This is a genomic window from Nocardioides sp. zg-1230, from assembly GCF_013155335.1.
Classification (GTDB): Bacteria; Actinomycetota; Actinomycetes; order Propionibacteriales; family Nocardioidaceae; genus Nocardioides.
In genome coordinates this window covers 1579530-1604104 of record NZ_JABJQZ010000001.1, presented here as the reverse complement: position 1 = coordinate 1604104, position 24575 = coordinate 1579530, and the positions used below count along the sequence as shown (strand labels likewise).

Here is a 24575-nt window from a genome sequence, read left to right as displayed (position 1 = left end):
ACACGACATGCAGGACTACCCACCCCGGATCGCGACGTTCTACACGGGTTCAGACGACGCACCCACTCCGGACCCCGACACCCGGTCTCCCCTGGCGTTCCTGCGGTGGGTCCTCGGCCAGCAGAAGGCGCTGATCGCGCTCTCGTCGCTCTGCTACGCGCTCTGGTTCCTCCCGATGACGCTCGGGCCGTGGATCTTCGGCCGGGCCGTCGACGACGGCATCGTCGGCGGCTCCGAGTCGGCGCTCCTGGGCTGGGCGGCGCTGCTGCTGCTCGTGGTCGTCATCGGCGGCGTGTTCGGCATCGTCTCGCACACGCTGGTGGTGCGCAGCTGGCTGGTCGCGCTCTACGGCGCGCTCGAGATGGTCACTCGCAAGGTGGCGCAGATGGGCCACGTGCTCCCGCGTCGCGCGCCCACCGGTGAGGTGCTCAGCGTCGCGTCGAGCGACTCCGACGAGTTCGGCGCCCTCACCGAGATCCTGGCGCGCGCCACGGGTCAGCTGGTGTCCTACCTCACCGTCGCGTTCATCGTGCTGACGATGTCGTGGCAGCTCGGGCTGCTCACCCTCGTCGCGGCCCCGGTCCTGGTGGGCGCGGCGCTGCCGCTGCTGCGGCCCCTGCACCGGCGCCAGCAGCTGGAGCGCTCGCGCACCTCCGACCTGACCTCGCTCGCGACCGACATCGTGGCCGGGCTCCGCATCCTGCGCGGCATCGGCGGTGAGCAGACCTTCGGCGCCAACTACGCCCGCCAGTCGCAGTCGGCCCGCCGGGCCGGGGTGTCCGCCGGCATCTGGCAGGCCGTCGTCGAGGCCGTCGGCGTGCTCCTCTCGGGCATCTTCCTCGTGGCGCTGGTCTGGCTCGGCACCCGACAGGTGCTGGACGGCACGCTGAGCGTCGGCCAGCTCATCACCTTCCTCGGCTACGGCCTCTTCATGGTCGGCCCGATCCGCACCTTCTTCGAGTTCGCGCAGAAGTGCACGCGGTCGCTGGTCAGCGCCCGCAAGGCCATCGCGATCTTCGACCAGCGGCCCCCGTGGCGCGACCCGGCCGAACCGGTCGCCCTCGACGGCACCGCACCGCTGCACGACGTCGCCAGCGGGCTCACCGTCCAGCCCGGGCTCCTCACCGTCGTCGTCAGCGCGGTGCCCGAGCAGAGCGCGGCCCTGGCCGACCGCCTCGGGCGCTACCTGCCCGCCGACACCGAGCCGGTGCCGGTGGGCGAGGACCACGGCTCCAAGGGGCGCGCCGCCCGTCGCTCCCGGGCCGAGCGGGCGGCCGAGCGGGCCCGCATCGCGGCGCTCGACGAGGAGCGGGTCCGCCGCCCGTGGGGCGTCACCCTGGGCGGGGTCGACCTGTCGCGCGCCCGCCTCGACGACGTACGACGTCAGGTGCTGGTCAGCGACACGACCAGCCAGCTCTTCGCCGGCACCCTGCAGGACGCCGTGGACCCGCACGCCCGGCTGACCCGCGAGCAGGCCGAGGAGGCCCTGCAGATCGCGAACGCCGAGGACGTGTACGACGCCCTTCCCGAGGGCTGGCAGGGCCAGCTCGACGAGCGCGGCCGCGGCCTGTCCGGTGGCCAGCGCCAGCGCGTGGTGCTCGCCCGCGCCATCGCCGCCGACGCACCGGTCCTCGTGCTGGTCGAGCCCACGTCCGCGGTCGACGCCCACACCGAGGCCCGCATCGCGGCCCGGGTCGCGGAGGCCCGCCGGGGCCGTACGACCGTGGTCACGACGGTCTCGCCGCTGTGGCTCCACCACGCCGACCGCGTCGCACTGCTGCACGACGGCACCGTGGTCGCCGAGGGCCGCCACGCCGACCTGCTGGCCGGCGACGAGGCCTACCGCCGCGTGGTCACCCGCGACCTCGACGAGGAGGCGGTCCGATGAGCACCGACCTCCTCGCCACCTCCGCCGACACCTGGCGCGACCGGGCCGCGGACCCGCCGGCCGTCCCGCCCGAGCTCGACCCGCCCGGCCACGTCGGGCTGCGCGAGCGCAGCCGCGCCCTCTGGCAGCGCCACGACCTGCGCCGCCAGCGCGCCGAGGCCGTCTACGACGCCTCGCGCAACCCGGTGCGCGGCTGGCCGGTCTCGGGCAACCGCGCGGTGCTCGCCTTCTTCGGCGACCTCGTCCGGCAGCGCAAGCGCGCCTTCGCGCTGATGGTGGTCCTCAACGCGCTCGCCGCCGGATCAGCGCTCGTCGTGCCGCGGCTGCTCGGGTCGCTCGTCAACCGCGTGGACGCCCAGGGCGCCGCGGCCACCGGTCTCGACACGCTCGCCCTGGCCGTGGTCGGCGTCGTCGTCCTGCAGGCACTCTTCACCTTCGGCGCCCAGCGCACCTCCACCCACTTCGGCCAGGACCTGCTCGCGTCGGCTCGCGAGCACGTCGTGAGCACGATCCTGCGGCTCCCGGTCGGCCGCGTCGAGGGAGCCAGCACCGGCGACCTCGTCACCCGCGTCACCCGCGACGTCGGCACCATGGCCCGGTCGGTGCAGTGGGGCGTGCCACGGCTGCTGATCTCGCTGATGACCGTCGTGCTGTCGGTCGTGGCGATGCTGCTCAACTCGGTCGTGCTCGCCGTGCCCGCCCTCGTGGTGTTCGCCCTCTGCACCCCGGCGGTGCGCACCTACCTGCGCCGCGCGCCGAAGGCGTACATCACCGAGGGCGCCACCTACTCCCGCATCAACACCACCCTGACCGAGACCGTCGAGGGCTCGCGCACCGTCGAGGCGCTCGGCCTGTCACAGGCCCGGGTGAAGGCGGGCTCGGACGACATCGCCGTCTCGGCGCAGGCCGAGCGCTACGGCATGACGCTCCGCAACGTGCTCTTCGCGGCGCTCAACGCGGCCTTCCAGGTCCCGCAGGTCGTCACGCTCGTCGTGGGCGCCTACGGCTACAGCCGCGGCTGGGTCGACCTGGGCCAGATCACCACCGCCCTGCTCTACGTCGTCGCGCTGGCCGAGCCCCTCGACGCCGTGATCGGCGAGGTCGACCGCCTGCAGGTGGGCGCCGCCTCGACCAGCCGCCTGCTCGGCATCGCCGAGGTGCCGCCCGACCGGGAGCCCGGCGACCGGCTGCCCCACGGGGTCGAGCTGGCCGCCGAGGACCTCCGGTTCGCCTACCGGGAGGGCCACGACGTGCTGCACGGCGTGGACCTGCGGCTGCGCACCGGCGAGCGGCTGGCGGTCGTGGGCCCGAGCGGGTCCGGCAAGTCGACCCTCGGGCGCCTGTTGTCCGGGATCAACCGCCCCCGCACCGGCTCGGCGCGCGTGGGCGGCGTGGACCTCGTCGACCTCCCGCTCGAGGTGCTGCGCACCGAGGTCGCGCTCGTCACCCAGGAGCACCACGTCTTCATCGGGTCCGTGCGCGACAACGTCCTGCTGGCGCGCGAGGACTCCCCCGACGACGCCGTACGTCAGGCGCTCGCCGCGGTCGGCGGCCTGTCGTGGGTCGAGCGCCTGCCCGAGGGGCTCGACACGCTGATCGGCTCCGGCCGCTTCTCCCTGACGCCCGCGCAGGCCCAGCAGGTCGCCCTGGCCCGGCTGATCATCGCCGACCCACACACCCTCGTGCTCGACGAGGCGACCTCGCTCATCGACCCGCGCACCGCCCGCACGCTCGAGGGGTCGATGAACAACCTGCTCGAGGGCCGCACCGTCGTGGCGATCGCCCACCGGCTGCACACCGCCCACGACGCCGACCGCATCGCCGTGGTCATCGACGGGCGCATCGTCGAGCTCGGCAGCCACGACGAGCTGCTCCAGCTCGACGGGGAGTACGCCGACCTCTGGCACGCCTGGACCTCCTGACATCGAGCCCGGGCGTTCGCCTCCTCAGCCGTCGAGGCTGCGGTCGAGGTTGATCACGGCGCTGATCAGGCTGAGGTGGGTGAAGCCCTGGGGGAAGTTGCCCAGCTGCTCGCCGCTGAGGCCCACCTGCTCGGCGTACTGCCCGAGGTGGTTGGCGTAGGTGAACATCTTCTCCAGCGCGAGGCGGGCGTCGGCGAGGCGACCGGCGCGGGTCAGCGCCTCGACGTACCAGAAGGAGCAGAGGGAGAAGGTGCCCTCCTCGACCGGGCCGTCCCCGCCGTCGGCGGCGGTGACGCCGTCACCGAAGGCGTCGGCGTCGTAGCGCAGCACGAGGCTGTCTGAGACGAGCCGCTCCTCGATCGCGGCGAGCGTCGAGAGGAAGCGCGGGTCGTCGGGGGCGAGCATCTTCACCATAGGCATCAGCAGCGCACCGGCGTCCAGGACGTCGCTGTGCGCGAAGGCGGTGAAGGCGCCGAGGTCGTCGTTCCAGCACTCGGTCATCACGCGCTCGTAGATCTCGTCGCGGGTGGCGGCCAGCTCGGTGAGGTCGCCGGGCAGCCCGCGGCGGCGGGCCACCCGCATCATCCGCTCGACGGCGACCCAGCTCATCACGAGCGACGAGGTGTGGGTGCGCGGGTCCGACCGGATCTCCCACATGCCGGCGTCGGGGCGCTGCCAGTTGTCCATCAACCAGGAGACGATCCGGCGCAGGTCGCTCCACGCGTCGTGGCTGATGCCGCGCCCGTGCTTGTCGAAGAGGTAGACCGAGTCGACGATCTCGCCGTAGACGTCGAGCTGCAGCTGGTCGACCGCGCCGTTGCCGACCCGCACGGGGCGGGAGCCGCGGTAGCCGGCGAGGTGGTCGAGCTCGCGCTCGTGCGGCAGCCCGCCGTCGAGGTCGTAGAGCACCCGCAGCGGGCCGAGCTCGTCGTCGCACTCGTCGGCCGCCTCGCCGAGTCGCTCGGAGAGGAAGCGCACGAACGCCGCCGCCTCGTCGGTGAAGCCGAGGCGCAGCAGCGCGTAGACGCTGAAGGCGGCGTCGCGGACCCAGACGTAGCGGTAGTCCCAGTTGCGCGAGCCGCCGATGGTCTCCGGGAGGCTGGTGGTCGGGGCGGCCACGATGCCGCCGGTCGGCTCGTGGCACAGCAGCTTGAGGGTCAGCGCCGAACGGTCCACCCACTCGCGCCACCGGCCGGTGTACGTCGACTGGGCGAGCCAGCCGCGCCAGTAGGCCGCCGTCGCCTCGAACAGGTCGGCCACGTCCGAGCGGGCGCACCCCTGGGCGGGCTCGCCGGGGGCCAGGACCTCGAGCACGAACAGGGCCGACTCGCCGGTGGCCAGGCCCAGCCGCGCCGTGGCGGCGGTGGCGGCGACGTCGAGGTCGACGGTGCTCGACAGGGCGAGGTGCACGTCGCCGTCGGCGAAGCGGACGACGCCGTCCTCGAGGCTCAGGTCAGGGTCGGTGCTGCCGTAGTCGGGCCGGGGCGCCATGTGCATGGTGAGGTCGACCGTGCCGCGCAGGCCGACGACACGGCGGACGAGCCGCTGCCGGTGGTCGGGGTCGTGGGCACGCAGGACGGGCATGAAGTCCTGCACCTCGACCACGCCGTGCTCGGTCATGAAGCGGGTGACGAGGATGTTGGTCTCGGGGTGGTAGTACTGCTGGCTGCGGGCGTCGGGGTCGTCCGGTCCCAATCGCCACGAGCCCCCGTCGGGGTCGAGGATCGAGGCGAACACGCTCGGCGCGTCGAAGCGGCCCGGGCAGAACCAGTCGATCGTGCCGTCGGTCGCCACGAGGGCCGCGGTGCGGAGGTCCCCGATCAGGCCGTGGTCCGCGATGGGCGCGGCCGGGCCGACCGGGCCGGTCGCGCCGGGTCGGTCACTCGCCATCGGCGTCGCCGCTCCCGAGCCGCCAGCCGCCGTCGGGCAGGTCGAGCGCCTCGGTGGGTCCCCAGGACCCCTGCTCGTACGGCAGCGGGGCCGGCCGGTCGTCGAGCACCGGCTGGCACACCTCCCACAGCCGCCGCGTCTCGTCGGCGTGCGCGAAGAGCGTGTGGTCGCCGTGGAGCACGTCGAGCAGCAGGCGTTCGTAGGCCTCGAGCGGCTCGTCGTGCGGGAGCTCCTCACCCAGGTCGAGGCGCATGGTGGCCGGCGCGAGCTCCATCTCCGGTCCCGGCCGCTTGCCGAGGACGTCGACGTGGATCTTCGCCTCGTCGGTCAGCTCGAGGACCAGCTCGTCGCGCGCCCGTCCCTCCCCGAAGACCGTCGAGTCGGGGGCCCGGAAGCGGAGGGTGACCGTGCGCCGGGTCTCGGCCATCGCCTTGCCGGTGCGCAGGTGGAACGGGACGCCGCGCCACCGGTCGTTGTCGACGCGGGCCTCGAGCGCGACGAAGGTCTCGACGTCGGAGTCCTCGTCCACGTCGTCCTCGCCGCGGTAGCCGTCGTACTGGCCGAGCACGACGCGCGCCGGGTCGAGCGGCTGGACGTCGGCGAACACCGCGGCGCGCGCACGTCGTACGGCGTCGGCCGACCACTCCCCCGGGTCCTCGAGGGCGACCGCGCCGAGGATCTGGAAGAGGTGGGTCGAGACCATGTCGCGCAGTGCGCCGGTGGACTCGTAGAACGAGCCGCGGCCCTCCATCGCCAGCGTCTCGGGCACGTCGACCTGCACCGACGCGATGCTCTGCCGGTTCCAGGCCGGCTCGAAGAGGGCGTTGGCGAAGCGCAGGGCGAGCAGGTTCTGCACGGCCTCCTTGCCGAGGAAGTGGTCGATGCGGAAGACCTGCTCCTCCTCGAACACCTCGTGCACGTCACGGTCGAGCTCCTCGAAGGACTGGAGGTCGAGCCCGAAGGGCTTCTCGATGACCAGCCGCGCCCGCTCGGCCAGCCCCTCGCGCCCGAGCATGCCGACCATCCCGGACATCGCGGTCGGCGGCACCGACAGGTACACGAGGCGGCGTACGTCGTCGCCGAGCGCCTCCTCGACCTCCCGCACCCGGGCGGCGAGGTCGGCGCCGTCGTCGGCGTCGGAGGTCTGGAACGACAGGCGGTCGAGCAGGTCCCGGACGACGTCGTCGTCGAGGTCGTCGATCGAGTCGCGCAGCCCCGAGCGCACCTCGTCGCGGAAGTCGTCGTCCGACCCCGGGGAGTGCCGACCGCTGCCGATGACGGCGTAGTGCTGCGGCAGCCGTCCGGCCGCTGCGAGGCGGTAGAGGCCGGGGAACAGCTTGCGCGCCGCGAGGTCGCCGCGGGCGCCGAAGAGGAGGAAGACGCAGGGCGGGAGGTCTGCGGAGCTCATGCCGGCCACGCTAATGACCACCCGAAGAGGGGGTCCGGGCCGGAGACGGGCTCAGCTGTTGCTGTAGACCGCCGGCCCGCCGTCGTCCCCAGCAGCGTCGGGGCCGCGCCCCGCCCACGTCCAGGCGTACGCCGGATCCTCCACCGAGAGGCCGCCCTCACCCAGCTCGAGCGGGGCGAACGTGTCGACCATGACGGCCGACTCGTCGAAGTACTGCACGCCGAGGCTGGCCTCGATCGCGCTGGGCTGCGGCCCGTGGGCGTGACCACCGGGGTGGAGGCTGATCGAGCCGATGCCGATGCCCGATCCCTTGCGGGCCTCGTAGTCGCCGCCGACGTAGAACATGACCTCGTCGGAGTCGACGTTGGAGTGGTAGTAGGGCACCGGGATGGCGAGGTCGTGGTAGTCGACCTTGCGGGGCAGGAAGTTGCAGATGACGAAGTTCCAGCCCTCGAAGACCTGGTGGACCGGCGGCGGCTGGTGGACCTTGCCGGTGATCGGCATGTAGTCCTCGATGTTGAACGTGTAGGGGTAGAGGCAGCCGTCCCAGCCGACCACGTCGAAGGGGTGGGTGGCGTAGGTGAGGCGCGATCCGACGATGCCCGCGCTCGTGCGGTGCTTGACCAGCACCTCCACGTCGGTGCCGTCCGCCTGGAAGGTCTCGGCGGGGCCGTGGAGGTCGCGCTCGCAGTAGGGCGCGTGCTCGAGGAGCTGGCCGAAGCGCGAGAGGTAGCGCTTGGGCGGGTGGATGTGGCTGTTGGCCTCGATGGCGTAGAGGCGCGACGGCTCAGCCGGGACCCAGCGGTGGTCGGTCGCGCGCGGGACGACGACGTAGTCGCCGGCGCGGTAGGGCACGACGCCGAAGACGGTCTCGACGACACCGGTGCCGGACTCGACGAAGACGCACTCGTCACCGATGGCGTTGCGGTAGAGCGGCGAGGGGTCGGTGCCGGTGACGACGTAGGTGAGGCGCACGTCGTTGTTGCCGAGCACCAGCCGGCGGCCCTCGACCGGGCAGGTGCCGGTGGAGAGGTCGTGGAGCTTGAGGTGGCGCGGCTTGAGCGGGTGGTTGGGGGTGCGTGACTGGTCGGGCAGCTCCCAGACGGTGCTGTCGGTGATCGCGCTCGGGACGCCGCGGCGGTAGAGCAGCGAGGAGTCGGAGGAGAAGCCCTCCTCGCCCATCAGCTCCTCGCGGAAGAGGTGGCCGTCGTCGTCGCGCAGCTGGGTGTGGCGCTGGCGCGGCAGCCGGCCAAGTGCTCGGTAATGGGCCATCGCTCGATCCAATCATCCGACTATCGGACGCAGGTGTCCGCTATCTGGTGGCTAGAGTAGCCCCGTGGACCCCGATCCTGCACCTGTCGATCCCACCTCGCCGCCCCCTGCCTGGCCCGCGGAGTGGCGCGGCCTCGTCGACGACGCCGCGATCTTCCCGCCGGGCGACGTGCCGCTGCACGACGCGACCGCGGCACACACCGCGCGCCGCGGGGAGTGGTATGCCGACCTGGTCGGCAGCTTCGTGCTCCGTGACACCGACCTGCCCCACGTGCGCGGCTTCGGCGCCCCGCTGTTGGTGGTGGTCACCGGCGGGGCGGGCCAGCTCGCCGGACCCCTCGGGGCGGCCGACCGGCTCGGTCTGCACGTCGCGGCCGTCGAGATCGCCGTGCGCGACGTCGACGACCCGGTGGGCAACGTCCGGCGGATCGATGCCGCCCTGCGTGCCGCGGAGGTCGACGTACCCCTCTTCGTCGAGCTGCCCGGACCTGCCACCGCAACCTGGCTCGCGGCCGCCGACGAGGTCGCCGCGTGCGGGCACCAGCTCAAGCTCCGCCTCGGCAACGTCGACCACGACCTGGTCCCGGACTCCGCGACCGTCGCCGCGTGGATCGATGCCGCCCTCGACCGGGAGACCCGCTTCAAGGCGACCGCGGGGCTGCACCGGGCCGTCCGCCACGAGCCAGAGGGGGGCGGTGCGCACGGCTTCCTCAACGTGCTGGCTGCGACGAAGGCCCTCTGGGACGGCGGCACCGTCGACGACGCAGAGGCCACGCTCGAGCAGCGCGACGGCGCTGCGCTCGCGGCGGGTCTCGCCGACGGAGGCGTCGACGCGGCGCGGCGCTGGTTCACCTCGTTCGGCTCGTGCTCGGTGACCGAGCCGCTCGACGACCTGGTCTCCCTCGGACTCGTTCCGGCCCCCACTTCCGACCTCACTTCCGACAACGAGGAGGACGCATGACCGCGCACAGCTGGGTCGAGGGAGCCGCCGGCTCCGGGTTCGACGTCGACCACCTGCCTTATGGCGTCTTCGCGCGCTCCGGCGAGCGGCCGCGAGTGGCCGTGCGCATCGGCGACCAGGTGCTCGACCTGAGCGTGGTCGCGGCGGCCGACATGGTCGACACCCACGCGCTGTTCGACCAGTCCACCCTCAACCCGTTCATGGCGGCCGGGCCGGCCGTGTGGGAGTCCACCCGGACGTGGGTGACCGGGCTGCTCACCGACCAGACCGAGCGCGACCTCGTCGAGCCCGCACTGGCGCCGGTGGACTCGGTGACGATGCTGCTGCCGTTCGAGGTCGGCGACTACGTCGACTTCTACGCCTCCGAGCACCACGCCTCCAACGTCGGGCGGATGTTCCGCCCCGACGCCGAGCCGCTCCTGCCCAACTGGAAGCACCTCCCCGTCGGCTACCACGGCCGCTCGGGCACGGTCGTCGTGTCGGGCACCGACGTCGTACGACCGTGCGGGCAGCGGAAGGCGCCGACGGAGGACGAGCCGACGTACGGCCCCTCCCAGCGGCTCGACATCGAGGCCGAGCTCGGCTTCGTGGTCGGCGTGCCGTCGGCGATGGGCGACCGGGTCGCGACCGCCGACTTCGCGCGCCACACCTTCGGCGTCGTCGGCCTCAACGACTGGTCCGCACGCGACATCCAGGCGTGGGAGTACGTCCCGCTCGGCCCGTTCCTCGGCAAGTCCTTCGCCACCTCGATCAGCGCGTGGGTCACGCCGCTGGCCGCCCTCGACGCCGCCTGGACCGACCTGCCCGGCCAGGACGACCCGGAGGTCCTCGACTACCTCCGCGTCGACGGACCCGCCGGGCTCGACATCGAGGTGGAGGTGGTCCTCGAGGGCGAGGTCGTCGCCCGCCCGCCCTACCGCACGATGTACTGGTCGCCGGCCCAGATGCTGGCCCACACCACGGTCAACGGCGCCAGCGTGCGCACCGGCGACCTCTGGGGCTCGGGCACCGTGTCGGGGCCCGAGCGCGACCAGCGCGGCTCGCTGCTGGAGCTGTCGTGGGGCGGCAAGGAGCCGTTCACCGCCGGCGGTCGCGAGCGCACCTTCCTCGAGGACGGCGACGAGGTGGTGCTGCGCTACTCCGCGCCCGGCACCGGTGGCGGCCGCATCACCCTCGGCGAGGTCACCGGCCGGATCCTGCCCGCCCGCTGACCGACCGGGTCCTAGGCTGCAGGTCGTGAAGCAGCTCGGCCAGTACGCCGCCCCGCGGCACGTCGTCGCCCACCTCAGCGACCCGCACCTGATCGGCGGCGGCGGCCTCCACTACGGCGTCATCGACAACGACGCCAACCTGCGCCGCACGCTCGACCGGCTGGCCGCCGTGCACCCGGCGCCGCAGGCGATCGTCTTCACCGGCGACCTCGCCGACCGGGCCGAGCCCGACGTCTACGACACCCTCCGCTCGATCGTCGAGCCGTTCGCCGCGGGGATCGGCGCGACGGTCGTCTGGACGATGGGCAACCACGACGAGCGCGCGCCGTACGCCCGGGGGCTCTTCGACTCCGACGACACCGGGCCCCAGGACCGGGTGCACGAGGTCGACGGCCTGCGGATCGTCGCCCTCGACACCAGCGTCCCGGGCTACCACCACGGCGACCTGACGCCCGACCAGCTCGCGTGGCTCACCGACGTCCTGGCCACTCCCGCCGAGCACGGCACCCTGCTGGCGATGCACCACCCGCCCCTCCCGGTGCCGATGCTGCGGGCCGCCGAGCTCATCGAGCTGCACGACCAGCAGGCGCTGGCCGACGTGGTCGCCGGCACCGACGTGCGCGGGATCCTCGCCGGTCACCTGCACCTCTCCACCTGGTCGACGTTCGCGGGCGTGCCGGTGTCGGTCGCGGCAGCCAGCTGCTACACCACTGACCCGGCCCCGGAGGACCGCTTCGTCTCCGGCGTCGACGCCAACCAGGCCTTCACGATGGTCCACACCTACGACGACCGCCTCGTCCACACGCTCGTGCCGCTCGAGCGGGGCGTCGAGGTGAGCCACATCGGCTCCGACATCGCCGAGGCGCTCGAGACCATCCCGCTGGAGCAGGCGCGCGAGCTCGCCTCCAGCAAGACCTCCCAGTTCAACTCCTAGCCCCCAGGAATCCTGCCTTGCGACTGCTGCTCATGCGCCACGGCCAGACCCACGCCAACGTCTCGGGCGAGCTCGACACCGCCCACCCCGGCCTCGAGCTGACCGAGCTCGGTCGCGCCCAGGCAGAGGCCGCCGCCAAGGCCATCGCCGAGCACCACCTCGACGCGATCTACGTCTCCAGCCGGGTGCGCACCCACCAGACGGCCGCGCCGACCGCCGAGCAGCGGGGCCTCACCCCGACCGTCGTCGACGGGCTGGAGGAGATCGACGCCGGCGACTTCGAGATGCGCAGCGACCACGACGCCGTCGCCGGCTACATCGGCGCCGTCGCCACCTGGCTCGAGGGCGACCTCACTCACCGGATGCCGGGCGCCGAGACCGGCGAGGAGTTCCTCGCCCGCTACGACGCCGCCGTGCGCACCATCGTCGCCGCCGGCCACGACACCGCGCTGATCGTCAGCCACGGCGCCGCGCTGCGCACCTGGGTCTCCACCCGGATGTGCCCGCACCCCGACGCGCCGTCCGTCCACCAGCCGCTGCACAACACCGCGCTCATCGTGCTGGACGGCCACCCGGACACCGGCTGGGAGATGGTCTCGTGGCAGGGCCACCCCGTCGGCGGGGAGTTCCTCGAGGACCCGGCCGCCGAGGACCCCACCGGCGACCTCGACTCCGACGGGGACGGCGAGATCGGCTGACCGTCGCCGCACCTGCGGCAGTGAAGATGTCATGCAGCCCCGAAGTCGGGCCTACACGCCCTCGGTGCCGATGCCCGGGTGGACGAAGGGGTGCCCGGCCCGCATCTGCTCGACCGAGCCGGGGTGCACGCGGGCCAGGTGGGCCAGGCCGCGGCGGCGGTAGCGGAGGGTCTGGACGACGCCGAGCGTCCAGAAGAGGTACTGCACGGCCAGAGCGAGCTTGAAGTCGCCGAGCGTGTAGGTCTCCATGCCGCCCGGCGAGGACAGGTCGAGCACCACGCCGATCAGCGCCATCGTCAGCAGCGAGGCGGTGAAGCCACCGATGTTGACGAGCCCGTTGGCGCGCCCGGTCTCGTGCGGGGGCGTGAACGAGCGGGCCAGGTCGAAGCCGACCATCGAGGCCGGTCCGCCGCTGGCCGTGGCGAAGGCCATCACCACCACGAGCCAGACCGGCGCGGCGCCGGGCCAGAGCAGGACGGCGGTCCAGGGCACCACCATGGTCAGCACGACGCCGACCACGATCCAGGAGCGGTAGTAGGGCAGCCGGCCCACGAGCCGCGCCAGGACGAGGCCGCTCACCACGGCCCACGCGGTCATCGCCATCAGCAGGGTGCTGGCCTCGCGGGACGACCAGCCGAGACCCTGCACCAGGAACGGGTAGCCCCACAGCAGCGCGAAGACCGTGACGGAGAACTGCGAGGAGAAGTGCGACCACATCCCCAGCCGCGTGCCGGGGTTTCCCCACACGGTGCGCACCGACTGGGCCAGCGCCCGCAGCTTGACGGCCACCACGTCCGAGCGCCGGTAGGGCGAGTCCTTGACGAGGGCGAGGACCGCGACGAGCAGCACGATGCCGACGCTGGAGGTCAGCGCGAAGGTGCGGGTCCAGCCGAGCTCGTGGAGGAGGTACGCCAGCGGCCCGGCGGCGACGATCGCGCCGAGCTGGCCGGTCAGCCCGGTGAGCTGGGTGACCATGGGCGCCTGTCGCACCAGGAACCAGATGGTCACGAGCCGGATCACGCTCACGAACACCATCGCGTCGCCGGCTCCGACGATCGCGCGGGACGCGACCGCACCGGCGTACGAGGTCGAGAAGGCGAAGCCCAGCTGGCCCGCCGTCATCAGCGCGAGACCGGCGAGCAGCATCGTGCGCGAACCGTAGCGGTCGAGCAGCACGCCGACCGGCACCTGCATGGCGGCGTAGACGACCAGCTGGAGCACGGTGAACGTCGCCAGGCTGGTGGCGTTGATGTCGAACCGGTCGGACGCGATGATGCCCGCGACGCCGAGCGAGCTGCGGTGGAAGACCGCCAGCACGTAGACGGCGAGCGAGACCAGCCAGATGACCCAGGCCCGCCGCCTCCCGATGTCGTGGATCTGCTCCGCGCTCACTCCTGTCCGGCTTCGCGGTCCACGCCGAGCGCGGAGGAGAGCTCCGCGCGCGTCGGCGGGTCGGCACCAGGACGGGAGACGTTGATGGCCGCGCCGACGGCGGCGGTGGTGACGACGTCGAGCAGGTCGCGGTCGGTCAGCGCTGCGAGTGCCTCGGCGGCATCGCGTCCGTGCACGCCGAGCGCGAGGAGGGCATCGATGAGCACGCCGCTGAAGGTGTCGCCCGCACCGACCGTGTCGGCCACGGCGACCGGCACCCCGGGCACCTCGAGCGCGGTCCCACCAGGACGTACGGCGACCGCGCCGGCCCCGCCGCGCGTCACGACGACCAGCCCGGGACCGGCGTCGGCCCACCGGGTGGCGGTCGTCACGGGGTCGGCGTCGGGGTGGAGCCAGTGCAGGTCCTCGTCGCTCACCTTGACCACGTCGGCGAGCTCGACGAGCTGCTCGACGCGGGCCACCGGGCCGGTGCGGTCCGGGGTGATCGCCGGGCGCGCGTTGGGGTCGAGCGAGAGGAGCGCCCGCCCGCGGTGGGTCCGGAACGCCTCGAGGACCGTGTCGGCGCCCGGGTCGAGGACGGTGGCGATCGAGCCCACGTGGAGCACATCGCACGCCTCCTCGGGCACCGACCGCAGGTCCCAGTCGAGGTCGAACTCGTAGGTGGCGGCGCCCGACTCGTCGAGCGTCACCGCCGCGCTCGACGTACGACCCGAGCCGGTCGGTCCGGCCAGGACGGTGACGTCGCTGGCCTCCAGCCAGGCCCGGACGGCGGCACCGCGCTCGTCGTCGCCGAGAAGCGTGACGAGGCGGACGTCGCGCTCGAGGCGGCCGAGGGTGATCGCGACGTTGGCGGGGCTGCCACCGGGGTGGTCGCGGGTCGTCCCGCCGGGGCCGGGCACCACGTCGACGAGCGCCTCGCCGACGACGAGGATCCGGGGCTGCGCGTCGGTCATGCCCCCATCATGCCCGTGCCGGCCCGCCGCCCGACAGCGCCACCGCGCGGGCGAGACCCGGCGCCAGCGGCATCCGCGGGAGGAGGGTCGCCTGGACCGCGTGGTAGAGGTCGGGCTTGCCGGGCCACACGCTGGCCTGCGGCCGGTTGGACGCGTCGAGCTCGTGGTGCCACGACCCGCGCCTGTGGTCGAGGAGGTGCTCGCGGGCGTAGGCCCACCACTCGGCGTAGCGCCGTGCGTAGCCCTCCTCGCCCGTACGACGGTGCAGCGCCGCGGCGGCCGCTATCGCCTCGGCCGCCACCCAGTGCATCCGCTCGCGTACGACCGGCCGGCCATCCCAGTCGGTCGTGTAGACGAAGCCCGGCGCCCCGTCGGCGTACCAGCCGTCCGCCACCGCGCGGTCGAACAGCAGGCGCGAGGTGTCGAGGAGTCCGGGCGGTGCGGCGTCGCCGAGGGTCGCCTCGAGGTGGAGCAGCAGTCGCGACCACTCGAGTGCGTGCCCGACGGTCGCGCCGAAGGGCTTGAACGGGTCGTCCGGCCGGTCTCGGTTGAGGTCGAGGTCGACCGACCAGTCGGGGCGGAAGTGCTCGGGCAGCCGGCCGTCGTGGGACGGCGCGAGCTCGAGCACCAGGCCGGCCAGGCGCGCCGCCCTCCGGTGCCACACGTCGTCGCCGGTGGCGTCACCGACGGCGAGCATCGCCTCGACCGAGTGCATCGTGGAGTTGAGGCCGCGGTAGGGCGCGGGTGTCGTCCAGTCCCGGTCCCACTCGTCGAGGACGCGTCCGAGGTCGTCGTCCCAGAAGCGCTCCTCGAAGACCTGCATCGCCTCGGTGAGCAGGTCGTCGGAACCGGGCAGGCCCGCGACGACGGCGGTCGAGCCGGCCAGCAGCACGAAGGCGTGGGCGTAGCAGGACTTGGCGTCGTCGGGTTCGCCGGCGGGACCGACCGCGCCGAACCAGCCACCGTGGTCGTCGTCGTGGAGCACCCCGCGCAGGCCGTCGAGCGCGCCGGACGCGATCGCCGCCGCACCCTCGACGCCGAGCAGCGAGCCGAGACCGTAGACGTGCACGGTGCGGCTGGTGATCCACGTGTGCACGGGCCGCGAGAGGTCCGGGGCGCCGTCGTCGTCGAGCCACGCGGCGCCGCCGGCGGGGTGCACGACGCGGCGGCCGAAGCCGAGGAGGCGCCGGCACTCGCCGTCGAGCCAGGCGTCGTCAGGAGGGGCCTGCGTGGAGGGCTGGTCGCTCACCCGGGCAGTCAAGCAGTGACCACCCACGACGCACGAGACCCCCGCACACCGTGCGGGGGTCTCGCGACTGGACTGCGTCCAGTGGCAGGTAGAGGATTCGAACCTCTGTAGGCAATGCCGGCTGATTTACAGTCAGCTCCCTTTGGCCGCTCGGGCAACCTGCCGGGCCGTGCGGAACAATAGCAAGGCACGCACTTCACCACGAATCGCCGGGGCACGCTCCAGGAGGCCCCACGACCAGCCCCTCAGGAGGCACAACACCATGGCTGACTCGAGCTTCGACATCGTGAGCAAGCTGGACCGCCAGGAGGTCGACAACGCGCTCAGCCAGGCGGCCCGCGAGATCGCGACCCGCTTCGACTTCAAGGGCACCGGCGCGTCCATCGAGTGGAAGGGCGAGCAGGCGATCGAGATCACCGCTTCCGCCGACGACCGCGCCAGCGCGGTGCTCAGCGTCTTCCAGGACAAGCTGATCAAGCGCAACCAGAGCCTCAAGATCCTCGACGCCTCCGAGCCGCGCCAGTCCGGCCAGGTCTCCAAGATCGACATCGCGCTCAAGGAGGGCATCACCTCCGAGGACGCGAAGAAGATCTCCAAGCTGATCCGCGACGAGGGCCCCAAGGGCGTCAAGGCGCAGGTGCAGGGCGACGAGCTGCGCGTCTCGTCGAAGAAGCGCGACGACCTCCAGGCCGTCCAGCAGCTGGTGAAGTCGCAGGACTACGACTTCGCGGTGCAGTTCACCAACTACCGCTGATCCCGGCCGCGCCGAGACGGTTCTGTTGGGAACGTCGAAGATTCCTCGAAGCCCCTGACGGCGGTCGTCGCGGCGCCTACGTTGCTGCTACGGGCGTGGCGACCGCACACGAGTCGGCCGCCTCGCCGGGGGGACGAGAACGCCCCACGACCAGGGGGTTGGTCGTGGGGCGTTCTTCATGCGTGGGTGACCCCGATCGCTCACGGGGGTCGAACGACCGGGGTCGGGATGAGTCTAGGCAGGCCCGCGGTGCCACCGAAGGCGAAGGTGTTGTGACTCGTTTCACCAGCCGCCGCTGAGCGACGCCAGCGCGCCGACGAGCGCCACGACCGCGCGGACGGGGTCGGCGGGCAGCGGGAGCGCCCCGATCTCGGCGAGGGTCTGCGCGTCGGCACCGCGCCCGGCGGCGTAGAGGGGGTGGTCGGCGGCGAGCTTGCGCAACGCCGAGGCGTGGGAGGTGAACATCGTCGGCCGCGTCGCGGCCAGCACGACCGCGTCGGCACCGGTGCCCCGCGCAGCGGTGAGGATGGCCGGGACAGGGGTGTCGGCCCCCAGGAACCGCACCCGCACTCCGCGCTCGCGCAGCATCAGAGCCACGCACAGCAGAACCATGTCGTGCCGCTCCCCCGGCGGGCAGGCGAGCAGGACGACCGGCGCGACCGCCGTGGCGTCCGCGAGCACCGGCGCCGGGGGTACGGCGGCCAGTGCGGTCAGCTTGCGCCGCAGCATGTCGCTGACGAAGTGCTCGTGGGCGACCGACAGCGTGCCGGCCTCCCAGCGGTCGCCGACCTCCTGCAGGAAGGGCAGCACGACACCGGTCACCGCTCCGGAGAGCGGGACGTCCCAGAGGAGCCGGGCGATGGCGACCTCCGCGGCCTCGGCGTCGAAGGTCTCGACTGCGGCCCACAGCTCGTCGGAGGTCGTCGTCGTGATGGTCACGGTCGCAACCTAGCCGCCACCACGCTCGCTCGTGACCTTCTGGACGACGCTCCGAGGCTCAGACGGCCGCCGCCATGCGCGGGACCACCGTCGCACCCGCCGCAGGGGTGAGCCACACGGTGCTGCCTTCCGCGAGCCCGTGGGCCCGGGCATGGGCGCGCGTCACCACGACCGACACCTCGTCCCCGTCCACGGTCAGCACGGTGAGACGTACCTCGAAGCCGATGCGGACCATCCGGGAGACCGTGCCCTCGACGCTCCCCGCGAGCTGGGGCGTGGAGTCGAGCTCGATGTCGTGCGGACGGAGCGAGACGCCGCCGAGGTGGGTCACCTCGCCGAGGAACGACATCACGAAGTCGTTGGCCGGCTCGTCGTAGAGCTGGTCGGGGGTGCCGACCTGCTCGACGCGACCCTCGTTGATGACCACGATCTCGTCGGCGACCTCGAGGGCCTCCTCCTGGTCGTGGGTCACGAAGACGGTCGTCACGTGCACGTCGTCGTGCAGGCGCCGCAGCCAGTCGCGCAGCTCCTTGCGGACCTTCGCGTCGAGCGCGCCGAACGGCTCGTCGAGCAGCAGCACCGACGGCTCGACCGCGAGGGCGCGGGCGAGCGCCATGCGCTGGCGCTGGCCGCCGGAGAGCTGCGAGGGAAGGCGGTGGGCGAACTGCGAGAGGTGCACGAGCTTGAGCAGCTCGTGGACGCGGTGCTCGATCTCGTCCTTCGGGCGCTTGCGGATCTCGAGGCCGAAGGCGACGTTCTTGGCCACCGTCATGTGCTTGAAGACGGCGTAGTGCTGGAAGACGAAGCCGACGTTGCGCTTCTGCGCGGGCAGGTGGGTGGCCTCGACGCCCTCGATGGAGACCGATCCGGTGTCGGCCTTCTCCAGCCCGGCGATGATGCGGAGCAGGGTCGACTTGCCACCGCCGCTGGGCCCGAGCAGGGCGGTGAGCTGGCCCGTCGGGATGGTGACGTCGACGTCGTCCAGCGCGACGAAGTCGCCGAACTTCTTGTTCAGGCCTCGGACCTCGATGCTCATGACTGACCTTTCAGGGGTGGTTCTTGGGACGGATGATCGCGACGATGACGATGCAGGCGACGGAGACCATCGCGAGCAGGAAGGCGGTGGCGTACGCGCCCTGCTGGTCGAAGTTGAGGTACTTCTCCTCGACCGCCAGGGTCGCCGTACGGGTCTGGCCGAGCACGTTGCCGGAGACGACCTTGACCGCCCCGAACTCGCCGAGCGAGCGCGCGAGCGTCAGCACGACGCCGTACGTGATGCCCCACTTGATGGAGGGCAGGGTGATCCGCCAGAAGCGCTGGAACCCGTTGGCGCCGAGGCTCTCGGCCGCCTGCTCCTGCTCGGTGCCGATCTCCTCGAGCACCGGCACGATCTCACGGATCATCAGCGGCAGCGCCACGAAGGTGGTCGCCATGATGATGCCCGGCGTCGAGAAGATGACGTCGAGGCCCCAACCGGCCAGCGTCGGACCGAGCCAGCCGTTGCGGCCGCCGTAGACCAGCACCAGGGCGAGGCCGACGACGATCGGCGAGACCGAGAGCGGGATGTCGAGCAGGGCGTTGAGCAGCCGCTTGCCCGGGAACTCGTAGCGCACGAGCAGCAGCGAGACCCCCACGCCGAAGAGGGTGTTGATGACGACCGACCACACCGCGACGTACGCGCTGAGCTGCAGCGCCACCACCATGTCGGGGTCCTCGAAGAGCGAGCGGATCGACCCCCACCCGTCGTCGAAGGTGTTGGTGACGACCAGGGACACCGGCCACGCCACGAGGAAGAACAGGTAAGCGGTGACGATCAACCGGAGCAGGTAGGTCACGGGTGTCTTTCGCACCCGCGGGGGCCGGCGACGTTCCTCGACGGGAGGCGCCTCGCCGGCGACCGGGTGGATCAGCGTGTCAGCCACGTGCGGCCACCCGCCTCTGGATCAGGTCCAGGACCACGATCACCGCGAGCGAGATGGCCAGCAGCACGGTCGCGACGGCGGCGGCCGCAGCCACGTTGTCGTTCTCGATGCTGCTGAGGATGCGCACGGAGGTGACCTCGGTCTTGAACGGGAGGTTGCCCGAGAGCAGGACGAGCGAGCCGTACTCGCTGACGCCCCGGGCGAAGGACAGGGCCGCGCCGGCGGTGATGGCCGGCGTGAGGCTGGGCAGGATGATGCGGCGGAAGACGGTGAACCGGCTCGCGCCGAGCGAGGCAGCCGCCTCCTCCACATCGCGGTCGAGCTCCTCGAGCACCGGCTGGACCATGCGGACCACGAACGGCAGCGTGACGAAGAGGAAGGCGAGGAAGACGGCCGGGCGCTGGTTGGCGATGTCGACGCCGATCGGGCTGCCGGTGCCATAGAGCGAGAGCAGCACCAGGCCGGCGACGATGGTCGGAAGTGCGAACGGGATGTCGATGAGCACCTCGAGCACCGACTTGCCCCAGAAGCGGTCGCGGACCAGGACCCAGGCGATGATCGGGCCCATCACGACGTTGACCGCGGTGACGCCGGCGGCGGTGAACACGGTGAGCTTGATGGCGGCAGCGGTCTGGCCGTTGGTGATGGTCGCCCAGAAGACCTCCCAGCCGCCGTCGATGGCGGTGACGACGACGGCCGCCAGGGGGATCAGGACCAGCGCACTGAACCAGATCATGGCGATGCCGAGCCCGAGCCCCGACGACCGCGTGAGCGTGGAGCGCGGCCCCGACCGGCGAGGAGTCCTCGCCGGTCGGACCGCTGCGATCTCAGTGGATGTCATGGCAGAGATGGGGGTGTGACGTGACGCCGCAGGTCACTCGAGGGACAGTCCGGCGCCGAGGATCGCCTCGAAGATGAGGCCGTTCTCCTCGTCGAAGAACTTCGTCGAGACCTCGTCCCAGCCGCCGAAGTCGTCGTCGACGGTCAGCAACGTCCCGACCTCGGGGAACGGGTTGGACGGGTCGGCTGCGCCCTCGACCGTGCCGCCGTAGTCGACGTCGTCGCGGATCGGGCGGAAGCCGGTGAGGGCGAACTGCTTCTGGCCCTCGTCGGACAGGACGAAGTCCAGCCAGGCCTGCGACGGCTCGGAGGCGTCCTCGAGGATCGCACCCGCGTTCTCGATCAGGAGGCTGGTGTCGGGGAGGACGTACTCGAAGCCCTCGTCGTTCTGGGCGGCGAGGATCGCCTCGTTCTCGTAGGCCATGAGGACGTCACCGGTGCCACCGAGGAAGGCGGTGGTGGCGTCACGACCGCTGCTCGGCAGGGACACGACGTTCTTGAAGAACGCGTCGACGTACTCGGTGGCCTCTTCCTCGGTGCCACCGTCGCTGATCACCTGGCCGTAGGCGGCGAGGGCGTTCCAGCGCGCGGCACCGGAGGACGCAGGGTTGGGCGTGACGATCTCGACGCCCGGCTTGACCAGGTCGTCCCAGTCCTTGATGTCCTTGGGGTTGCCGTCACGGACACCGAACACCACGACCGAGCGGGAGACGACGCCCTTGTTGTCACCGGCGTCCCAGTCGTCGGCCACGAGACCCTCGTCGACGAGGCGGGTGACGTCGGTCGGCACGGAGAAGTGGACGTAGTCGGCCTTGAGGCCCGCGGCGACCGCGCGGCTCTGGTCGCCCGAAGGACCGTAGGAGGTCTGGAACTTCACGCCCTCGCCGTCGGGCGTCTGGGTGAACTCCGTGGCGATGTTCTTGTTGGCGGCCTCGGGGACCGCGAAGCCGACGATGTGGATGGTGTTGGCGGCATCCTCGTCGCTGCTGCTGGCGCCGCCGGGGGCGCACGCGGACAGGGCCAGTCCGGAGACTGCGAGTGCGGCCGCAAGAGCGGCACGTGAACGGATCTGCATGGGGGATGCTCGACTTTCTCGATCGGTGTGCAATGTCGAGAAACATACATGACTTTATTGACTGCAAGGACATTGACCGGTCTTCGAGCGCGTGTCGTGGACCACACCTGCAGCGAACGGGGTACCGGAGAGGCGTCCATCACGTGGGGAGCGGCGGGATTCTGCTGGCGCCGCGACTATCGTGGGCAGCTGGGAGATCACTCTCGAGACACGTAGGAAGCAGGGCAGAGGTGACCCACACCGACAAGCAGGTCAAGCAGCTCGACCGCGTCATCATCCGGTTCGCGGGGGACTCCGGTGACGGCATGCAGCTGACCGGTGACCGGTTCACCCAGGAGACCGCGGCGTTCGGCAACGACCTGGTGACCCTGCCCAACTTCCCCGCCGAGATCCGGGCGCCGCAGGGCACCCTGCCGGGCGTGTCGTCGTTCCAGGTGCACTTCGCCGATCACGACATCCTGACCGCGGGCGACGCGCCCGACGTGCTGGTCGCGATGAACCCGGCCGCGCTGCGCGCCAACCTCGGCGACCTCCACAAGGGCGCGACGATCATCGTGGACACCCACGACTTCACCGCTCGCAACCTCACCAAGGCCGGCTACACCGCCAACCCGCTCGACGGCGACACCCTCGCCGAGTACGCCCTGCACACCGTCGACCTCACCGGCATGACGGTCGAGGCGGTCAAGGCCTTCGGCCTCTCCCGCAAGGACGCCTCGCGCGCGAAGAACATGTTCGCGCTCGGGCTGCTGTCGTGGATGTACGGCCGTCCCACCGACCCCACCACGGCGTTCCTCACCAAGCGCTTCGCCAAGGTGCCCGACATCCGCGACGCCAACCTCGCGGCGTTCAAGGCGGGCTGGAACTTCGGCGAGACCACCGAGGCCTTCGCCGTGCAGTACGAGGTCAAGCCGGCCGTCCTGCCCCCCGGCACCTACCGCAACATCACGGGCAACCTCGCGCTGGCCTACGGCCTGGTCGCCGGCGGCGTGCAGGCCGGTCTCCCGGTGTTCCTCGGCACCTACCCGATCACCCCCGCCTCCGACATCCTCCACGAGCTGTCGAAGCACAAGTCCTTCGGCGTCACGACGTTCCAGGCCGAGGACGAGATCGCGGGCGTCGGCGCCGCCATCGGTGCGTCGTACGCCGGGCACCTGGGCGTCACCTCCACCTCGGGCCCCGGTGTGGCGCTGAAGTCCGAGGCGATCGGCCTGGCCGTGATGACCGAGCTGCCGCTGGTCGTCGTCGACGTCCAGCGCGGCGGCCCCTCGACCGGCCTGCCGACCAAGACCGAGCAGGCCGACCTGCTGCAGGCGATGTTCGGCCGCAACGGCGAGGCTCCGGTGCCGATCGTGGCGCCCCAGTCCCCCGGTGACTGCTTCGCCGCCGCGGTCGAGGCGACCCGGATCGCCGTCACCTACCGCACGCCGGTGCTGCTGCTCTCCGACGGCTACCTCGCCAACGGCTCCGAGCCGTGGCGGGTGCCCGCCGTCGACGAGCTGCCCGTGATCGACCCCGCCTTCGCCACCGAGAAGAACCACGGCAGCGGCGACGACGCGGAGTTCTGGCCCTACCTGCGCGACGAGAAGACGCTCGCGCGCCCCTGGGCGATCCCGGGCACCGCCGGTCTCGAGCACCGCATCGGTGGCCTCGAGAAGGGCGACGGGCACGGCAACATCTCCTACGACCCCGCCAACCACGACTTCATGGTCCGCACCCGGCAGGCCAAGGTCGACCGGATCGCCGACTCGATCCCGCTGGTCGAGGTCGACGACCCGTCCGGCGAGGCCAAGGTGCTGGTCCTCGGGTGGGGGTCGACCTACGGCCCGATCGGTGCCGGCGTACGCCGCGTGCGCAAGGCCGGCTACCAGGTCGCCCAGGCCCACCTGCGCCACCTCAACCCGTTCCCGAGCAACCTCGGCGAGGTCCTGAAGGGCTACGACAAGGTGCTCGTCCCCGAGATGAACCTCGGCCAGCTCTCGCTGCTGCTGCGCGCCAAGTACCTCGTCGACGCCGTCGGCTACAACCACGTCCGCGGACTGCCCCTCAAGGCCACCGAGCTCGCCCACGCGATCGGTGAGCTGGTGGGTCAGGCCGAGGGCATCGACGTCGAGCTCGGCGTGTGGGGCGAGCCGACCCAGAAGGAGCACATCTGATGAGCACGGATCTCGGCCTCCCCGGCCTCCGCTCCGGGACCGAGCAGGTCCCGGCGGCCGACGGGCCCCAGACCGGCAAGGACTTCACCTCCGACCAGGAGGTGCGCTGGTGCCCCGGGTGTGGCGACTACGCCGTGCTCAAGGCCGTCCAGTCGTTCCTGCCGGACCTGGGCCTGCGCCGCGAGAACATCGTCTTCGTCTCGGGCATCGGCTGCTCCTCGCGCTTCCCCTACTACCTCGACACCTACGGCATGCACTCGATCCACGGCCGCGCGCCGTCGATCGCGACCGGCATCGCCACGGCCCGCGAGGACCTGTCGGTGTGGGTCGTCACCGGTGACGGCGACGCGCTGTCCATCGGCGGCAACCACCTCATCCACGCCCTGCGCCGCAACGTCAACATGACGATCCTGCTCTTCAACAACCGGATCTACGGCCTCACCAAGGGGCAGTACTCCCCCACGTCGGAGACCGGCAAGGTCACCAAGTCGACCCCGATGGGCTCGCTCGACCACCCGTTCAACCCGGTGTCGCTGGCGCTCGGCGCGGAGGCGTCGTTCGTCGCCCGCACGATCGACTCCGACCGCAAGCACCTCACCTCCGTGCTCGCCGCGGCCGCGGCCCACCGCGGCACGTCGCTGGTCGAGATCTACCAGAACTGCCCGATCTTCAACGACGGCGCCTTCGACGCGATCAAGTCGCCCGACACCAAGTCCGACGCGATCATCCCCCTCGTGCACGGCGAGCCGATCACGTTCGGCGCCACGCTCGAGGACGGCCGCGGGTCCAAGGCGCTCGTCTGGGACGCCGCCACCGGAGGGGTCACGGTCGTCGCGACCGCCGAGGTCGACGCGGCGGACATCCTGGTCCACGACGCCCACAACGACGACCCCACGATGGCCTTCGCGATCTCGCGGCTGACCGCGGCCGACTACCTCGACCAGTCGCCGATCGGGATCTTCCGCCAGGTGGAGCGACCGACGTACGACGACCAGGCGCGCGAGCAGGTCACGTCCGCGACGACCGGGGCCGGAGATGGCGACGCCGCCGACCGCTCCACCCGTCTGGCGGAGCTGATCGGCGGCGGCGACACCTGGACGATCATCTGATC

At 71.9% G+C, this 24575-nt stretch carries 20 protein-coding genes and 1 tRNA gene; 9 read left to right on the top strand and 12 right to left on the bottom strand.

Translation table 11 applies throughout. From position 1 onward, the window contains the following. Positions 1-7: 7 nt before the first annotated feature. Together HOO61_RS07795 and HOO61_RS07790 are read left to right on the top strand one after the other, a co-directional pair. Complete coding sequence (locus HOO61_RS07795; protein WP_172258012.1) at positions 8-1888, top strand: ABC transporter ATP-binding protein; 1881 nt, start codon at positions 8-10, stop codon at positions 1886-1888. Next, positions 1885-3810 (top strand): ABC transporter ATP-binding protein, encoded by a 1926-nt coding sequence (locus HOO61_RS07790; protein ID WP_172258011.1) that lies wholly within the window; start codon positions 1885-1887, stop codon positions 3808-3810. Before HOO61_RS07795 ends, HOO61_RS07790 begins: the two co-directional genes overlap by 4 nt. Positions 3811-3834: 24 nt before the next feature. On the opposite strand, the gene HOO61_RS07785 is transcribed toward HOO61_RS07790, so the two are convergent. The 3 genes from HOO61_RS07785 to HOO61_RS07775 are packed head-to-tail and all read right to left on the bottom strand — an operon-like array spanning position 3835 to position 8380. After that, positions 3835-5700, bottom strand: a complete 1866-nt coding sequence (locus HOO61_RS07785) for a glycoside hydrolase family 15 protein (protein WP_172258010.1) — start codon at positions 5698-5700, stop codon at positions 3835-3837. Further along, positions 5690-7108: a glucose-6-phosphate dehydrogenase gene (zwf, locus tag HOO61_RS07780; RefSeq protein WP_172258009.1), complete on the bottom strand. Its 1419-nt coding sequence runs from the start codon at positions 7106-7108 to the stop codon at positions 5690-5692. Before zwf ends, HOO61_RS07785 begins: the two co-directional genes overlap by 11 nt. Positions 7109-7159: 51 nt before the next feature. After that, positions 7160-8380 (bottom strand): homogentisate 1,2-dioxygenase, encoded by a 1221-nt coding sequence (locus tag HOO61_RS07775; protein ID WP_172258008.1) that lies wholly within the window; start codon positions 8378-8380, stop codon positions 7160-7162. 64 nt (positions 8381-8444) lie between these two features. Between HOO61_RS07775 and HOO61_RS07770 the strand changes: the two genes are divergently transcribed. From HOO61_RS07770 to HOO61_RS07755, 4 genes are read left to right on the top strand one after another with little or no spacing between them, the layout of a single operon-like run. Further along, complete coding sequence (locus tag HOO61_RS07770; protein ID WP_172258007.1) at positions 8445-9341, top strand: hypothetical protein; 897 nt, start codon at positions 8445-8447, stop codon at positions 9339-9341. Beyond that, positions 9338-10552 carry a fumarylacetoacetase gene (gene fahA, locus HOO61_RS07765; protein WP_172258006.1) on the top strand — a complete coding sequence of 405 codons (1215 nt, stop codon included), beginning with the start codon at positions 9338-9340 and terminating at the stop codon, positions 10550-10552. Before HOO61_RS07770 ends, fahA begins: the two co-directional genes overlap by 4 nt. Before the next feature lie 25 nt (positions 10553-10577). Further along, on the top strand, positions 10578-11486 hold the full coding sequence (locus HOO61_RS07760) for a metallophosphoesterase (RefSeq protein WP_172258005.1): 909 nt from the start codon (positions 10578-10580) through the stop codon (positions 11484-11486). Between the two features lie 17 nt (positions 11487-11503). Further along, positions 11504-12184, top strand: coding sequence for a histidine phosphatase family protein (locus HOO61_RS07755; RefSeq protein ID WP_172258004.1), 681 nt, complete (start codon positions 11504-11506; stop codon positions 12182-12184). A 51-nt stretch (positions 12185-12235) separates the two neighbouring features. Here HOO61_RS07755 and HOO61_RS07750 read toward each other — a convergent pair whose 3' ends face one another. From HOO61_RS07750 to HOO61_RS07735, 4 genes are all read right to left on the bottom strand, one after another. Then, positions 12236-13576: an MFS transporter gene (locus HOO61_RS07750; RefSeq protein WP_172258003.1), complete on the bottom strand. Its 1341-nt coding sequence runs from the start codon at positions 13574-13576 to the stop codon at positions 12236-12238. Next, on the bottom strand, positions 13573-14529 hold the full coding sequence (locus tag HOO61_RS07745) for a carbohydrate kinase (RefSeq protein WP_172258002.1): 957 nt from the start codon (positions 14527-14529) through the stop codon (positions 13573-13575). Before HOO61_RS07745 ends, HOO61_RS07750 begins: the two co-directional genes overlap by 4 nt. A 7-nt stretch (positions 14530-14536) precedes the next feature. Next, on the bottom strand, positions 14537-15778 hold the full coding sequence (locus HOO61_RS07740) for an AGE family epimerase/isomerase (protein WP_172258001.1): 1242 nt from the start codon (positions 15776-15778) through the stop codon (positions 14537-14539). An 82-nt stretch (positions 15779-15860) separates the two neighbouring features. After that, positions 15861-15942, bottom strand: a tRNA-Tyr gene (locus tag HOO61_RS07735). Between the two features lie 98 nt (positions 15943-16040). Here HOO61_RS07735 and HOO61_RS07730 point away from each other — a divergent pair. Next, positions 16041-16532: a YajQ family cyclic di-GMP-binding protein gene (locus HOO61_RS07730; protein ID WP_172258000.1), complete on the top strand. Its 492-nt coding sequence runs from the start codon at positions 16041-16043 to the stop codon at positions 16530-16532. A gap of 282 nt (positions 16533-16814) precedes the next feature. Here the strand turns inward: HOO61_RS07730 and HOO61_RS07725 are convergent, their stop codons facing one another. From HOO61_RS07725 to HOO61_RS07705, 5 genes are read right to left on the bottom strand one after another with little or no spacing between them, the layout of a single operon-like run. Continuing rightward, a complete protein-coding gene (locus HOO61_RS07725; RefSeq protein WP_172257999.1) occupies positions 16815-17471 on the bottom strand; it encodes a cobalamin B12-binding domain-containing protein in 657 nt (218 codons plus the stop codon). Positions 17472-17529: 58 nt separating this feature from the next. Further along, entirely contained in the window at positions 17530-18507 is a 978-nt protein-coding gene (locus HOO61_RS07720) for a sulfate/molybdate ABC transporter ATP-binding protein (RefSeq protein ID WP_172257998.1), read from the bottom strand. A gap of 10 nt (positions 18508-18517) precedes the next feature. Next, complete coding sequence (locus tag HOO61_RS07715; protein ID WP_367650066.1) at positions 18518-19393, bottom strand: sulfate ABC transporter permease; 876 nt, start codon at positions 19391-19393, stop codon at positions 18518-18520. Then, positions 19386-20234 carry a sulfate ABC transporter permease subunit CysT gene (gene cysT / locus HOO61_RS07710; protein WP_172257997.1) on the bottom strand — a complete coding sequence of 283 codons (849 nt, stop codon included), beginning with the start codon at positions 20232-20234 and terminating at the stop codon, positions 19386-19388. Before cysT ends, HOO61_RS07715 begins: the two co-directional genes overlap by 8 nt. 33 nt (positions 20235-20267) lie before the next feature. Then, complete coding sequence (locus tag HOO61_RS07705; protein ID WP_172257996.1) at positions 20268-21308, bottom strand: sulfate ABC transporter substrate-binding protein; 1041 nt, start codon at positions 21306-21308, stop codon at positions 20268-20270. 230 nt (positions 21309-21538) lie between these two features. Between HOO61_RS07705 and HOO61_RS07700 the strand changes: the two genes are divergently transcribed. Both HOO61_RS07700 and HOO61_RS07695 read left to right on the top strand, forming a co-directional pair. Beyond that, entirely contained in the window at positions 21539-23464 is a 1926-nt protein-coding gene (locus tag HOO61_RS07700; RefSeq protein WP_367650065.1) for a 2-oxoacid:acceptor oxidoreductase subunit alpha, read from the top strand. Then, the gene (locus HOO61_RS07695; protein WP_172257994.1) at positions 23464-24573 is read left to right on the top strand and encodes a 2-oxoacid:ferredoxin oxidoreductase subunit beta; all 1110 of its coding nucleotides are present in this window, start codon (positions 23464-23466) and stop codon (positions 24571-24573) included. The genes HOO61_RS07700 and HOO61_RS07695 overlap by 1 nt, the downstream gene beginning before the upstream one ends. Positions 24574-24575: the final 2 nt, after the last annotated feature.

Excerpts from the sequence above, each read along its gene's own strand:
- HOO61_RS07795 (WP_172258012.1), top strand. The coding sequence starts at position 8 with ATGCAGGACTACCCACCCCGGATCGCGACGTTCTACACGGGTTCAGAC.
- HOO61_RS07790 (WP_172258011.1), top strand. The coding sequence starts at position 1,885 with ATGAGCACCGACCTCCTCGCCACCTCCGCCGACACCTGGCGCGACCGG.
- HOO61_RS07785 (WP_172258010.1), bottom strand. The coding sequence starts at position 5,700 with ATGGCGAGTGACCGACCCGGCGCGACCGGCCCGGTCGGCCCGGCCGCG.
- zwf (WP_172258009.1), bottom strand. The coding sequence starts at position 7,108 with ATGAGCTCCGCAGACCTCCCGCCCTGCGTCTTCCTCCTCTTCGGCGCC.
- HOO61_RS07775 (WP_172258008.1), bottom strand. The coding sequence starts at position 8,380 with ATGGCCCATTACCGAGCACTTGGCCGGCTGCCGCGCCAGCGCCACACC.
- fahA (WP_172258006.1), top strand. The coding sequence starts at position 9,338 with ATGACCGCGCACAGCTGGGTCGAGGGAGCCGCCGGCTCCGGGTTCGAC.
- HOO61_RS07745 (WP_172258002.1), bottom strand. The coding sequence starts at position 14,529 with ATGACCGACGCGCAGCCCCGGATCCTCGTCGTCGGCGAGGCGCTCGTC.
- HOO61_RS07730 (WP_172258000.1), top strand. The coding sequence starts at position 16,041 with ATGGCTGACTCGAGCTTCGACATCGTGAGCAAGCTGGACCGCCAGGAG.
- HOO61_RS07720 (WP_172257998.1), bottom strand. The coding sequence starts at position 18,507 with ATGAGCATCGAGGTCCGAGGCCTGAACAAGAAGTTCGGCGACTTCGTC.
- cysT (WP_172257997.1), bottom strand. The coding sequence starts at position 20,234 with ATGACATCCACTGAGATCGCAGCGGTCCGACCGGCGAGGACTCCTCGC.
- HOO61_RS07705 (WP_172257996.1), bottom strand. The coding sequence starts at position 21,308 with ATGCAGATCCGTTCACGTGCCGCTCTTGCGGCCGCACTCGCAGTCTCC.
- HOO61_RS07695 (WP_172257994.1), top strand. The coding sequence starts at position 23,464 with ATGAGCACGGATCTCGGCCTCCCCGGCCTCCGCTCCGGGACCGAGCAG.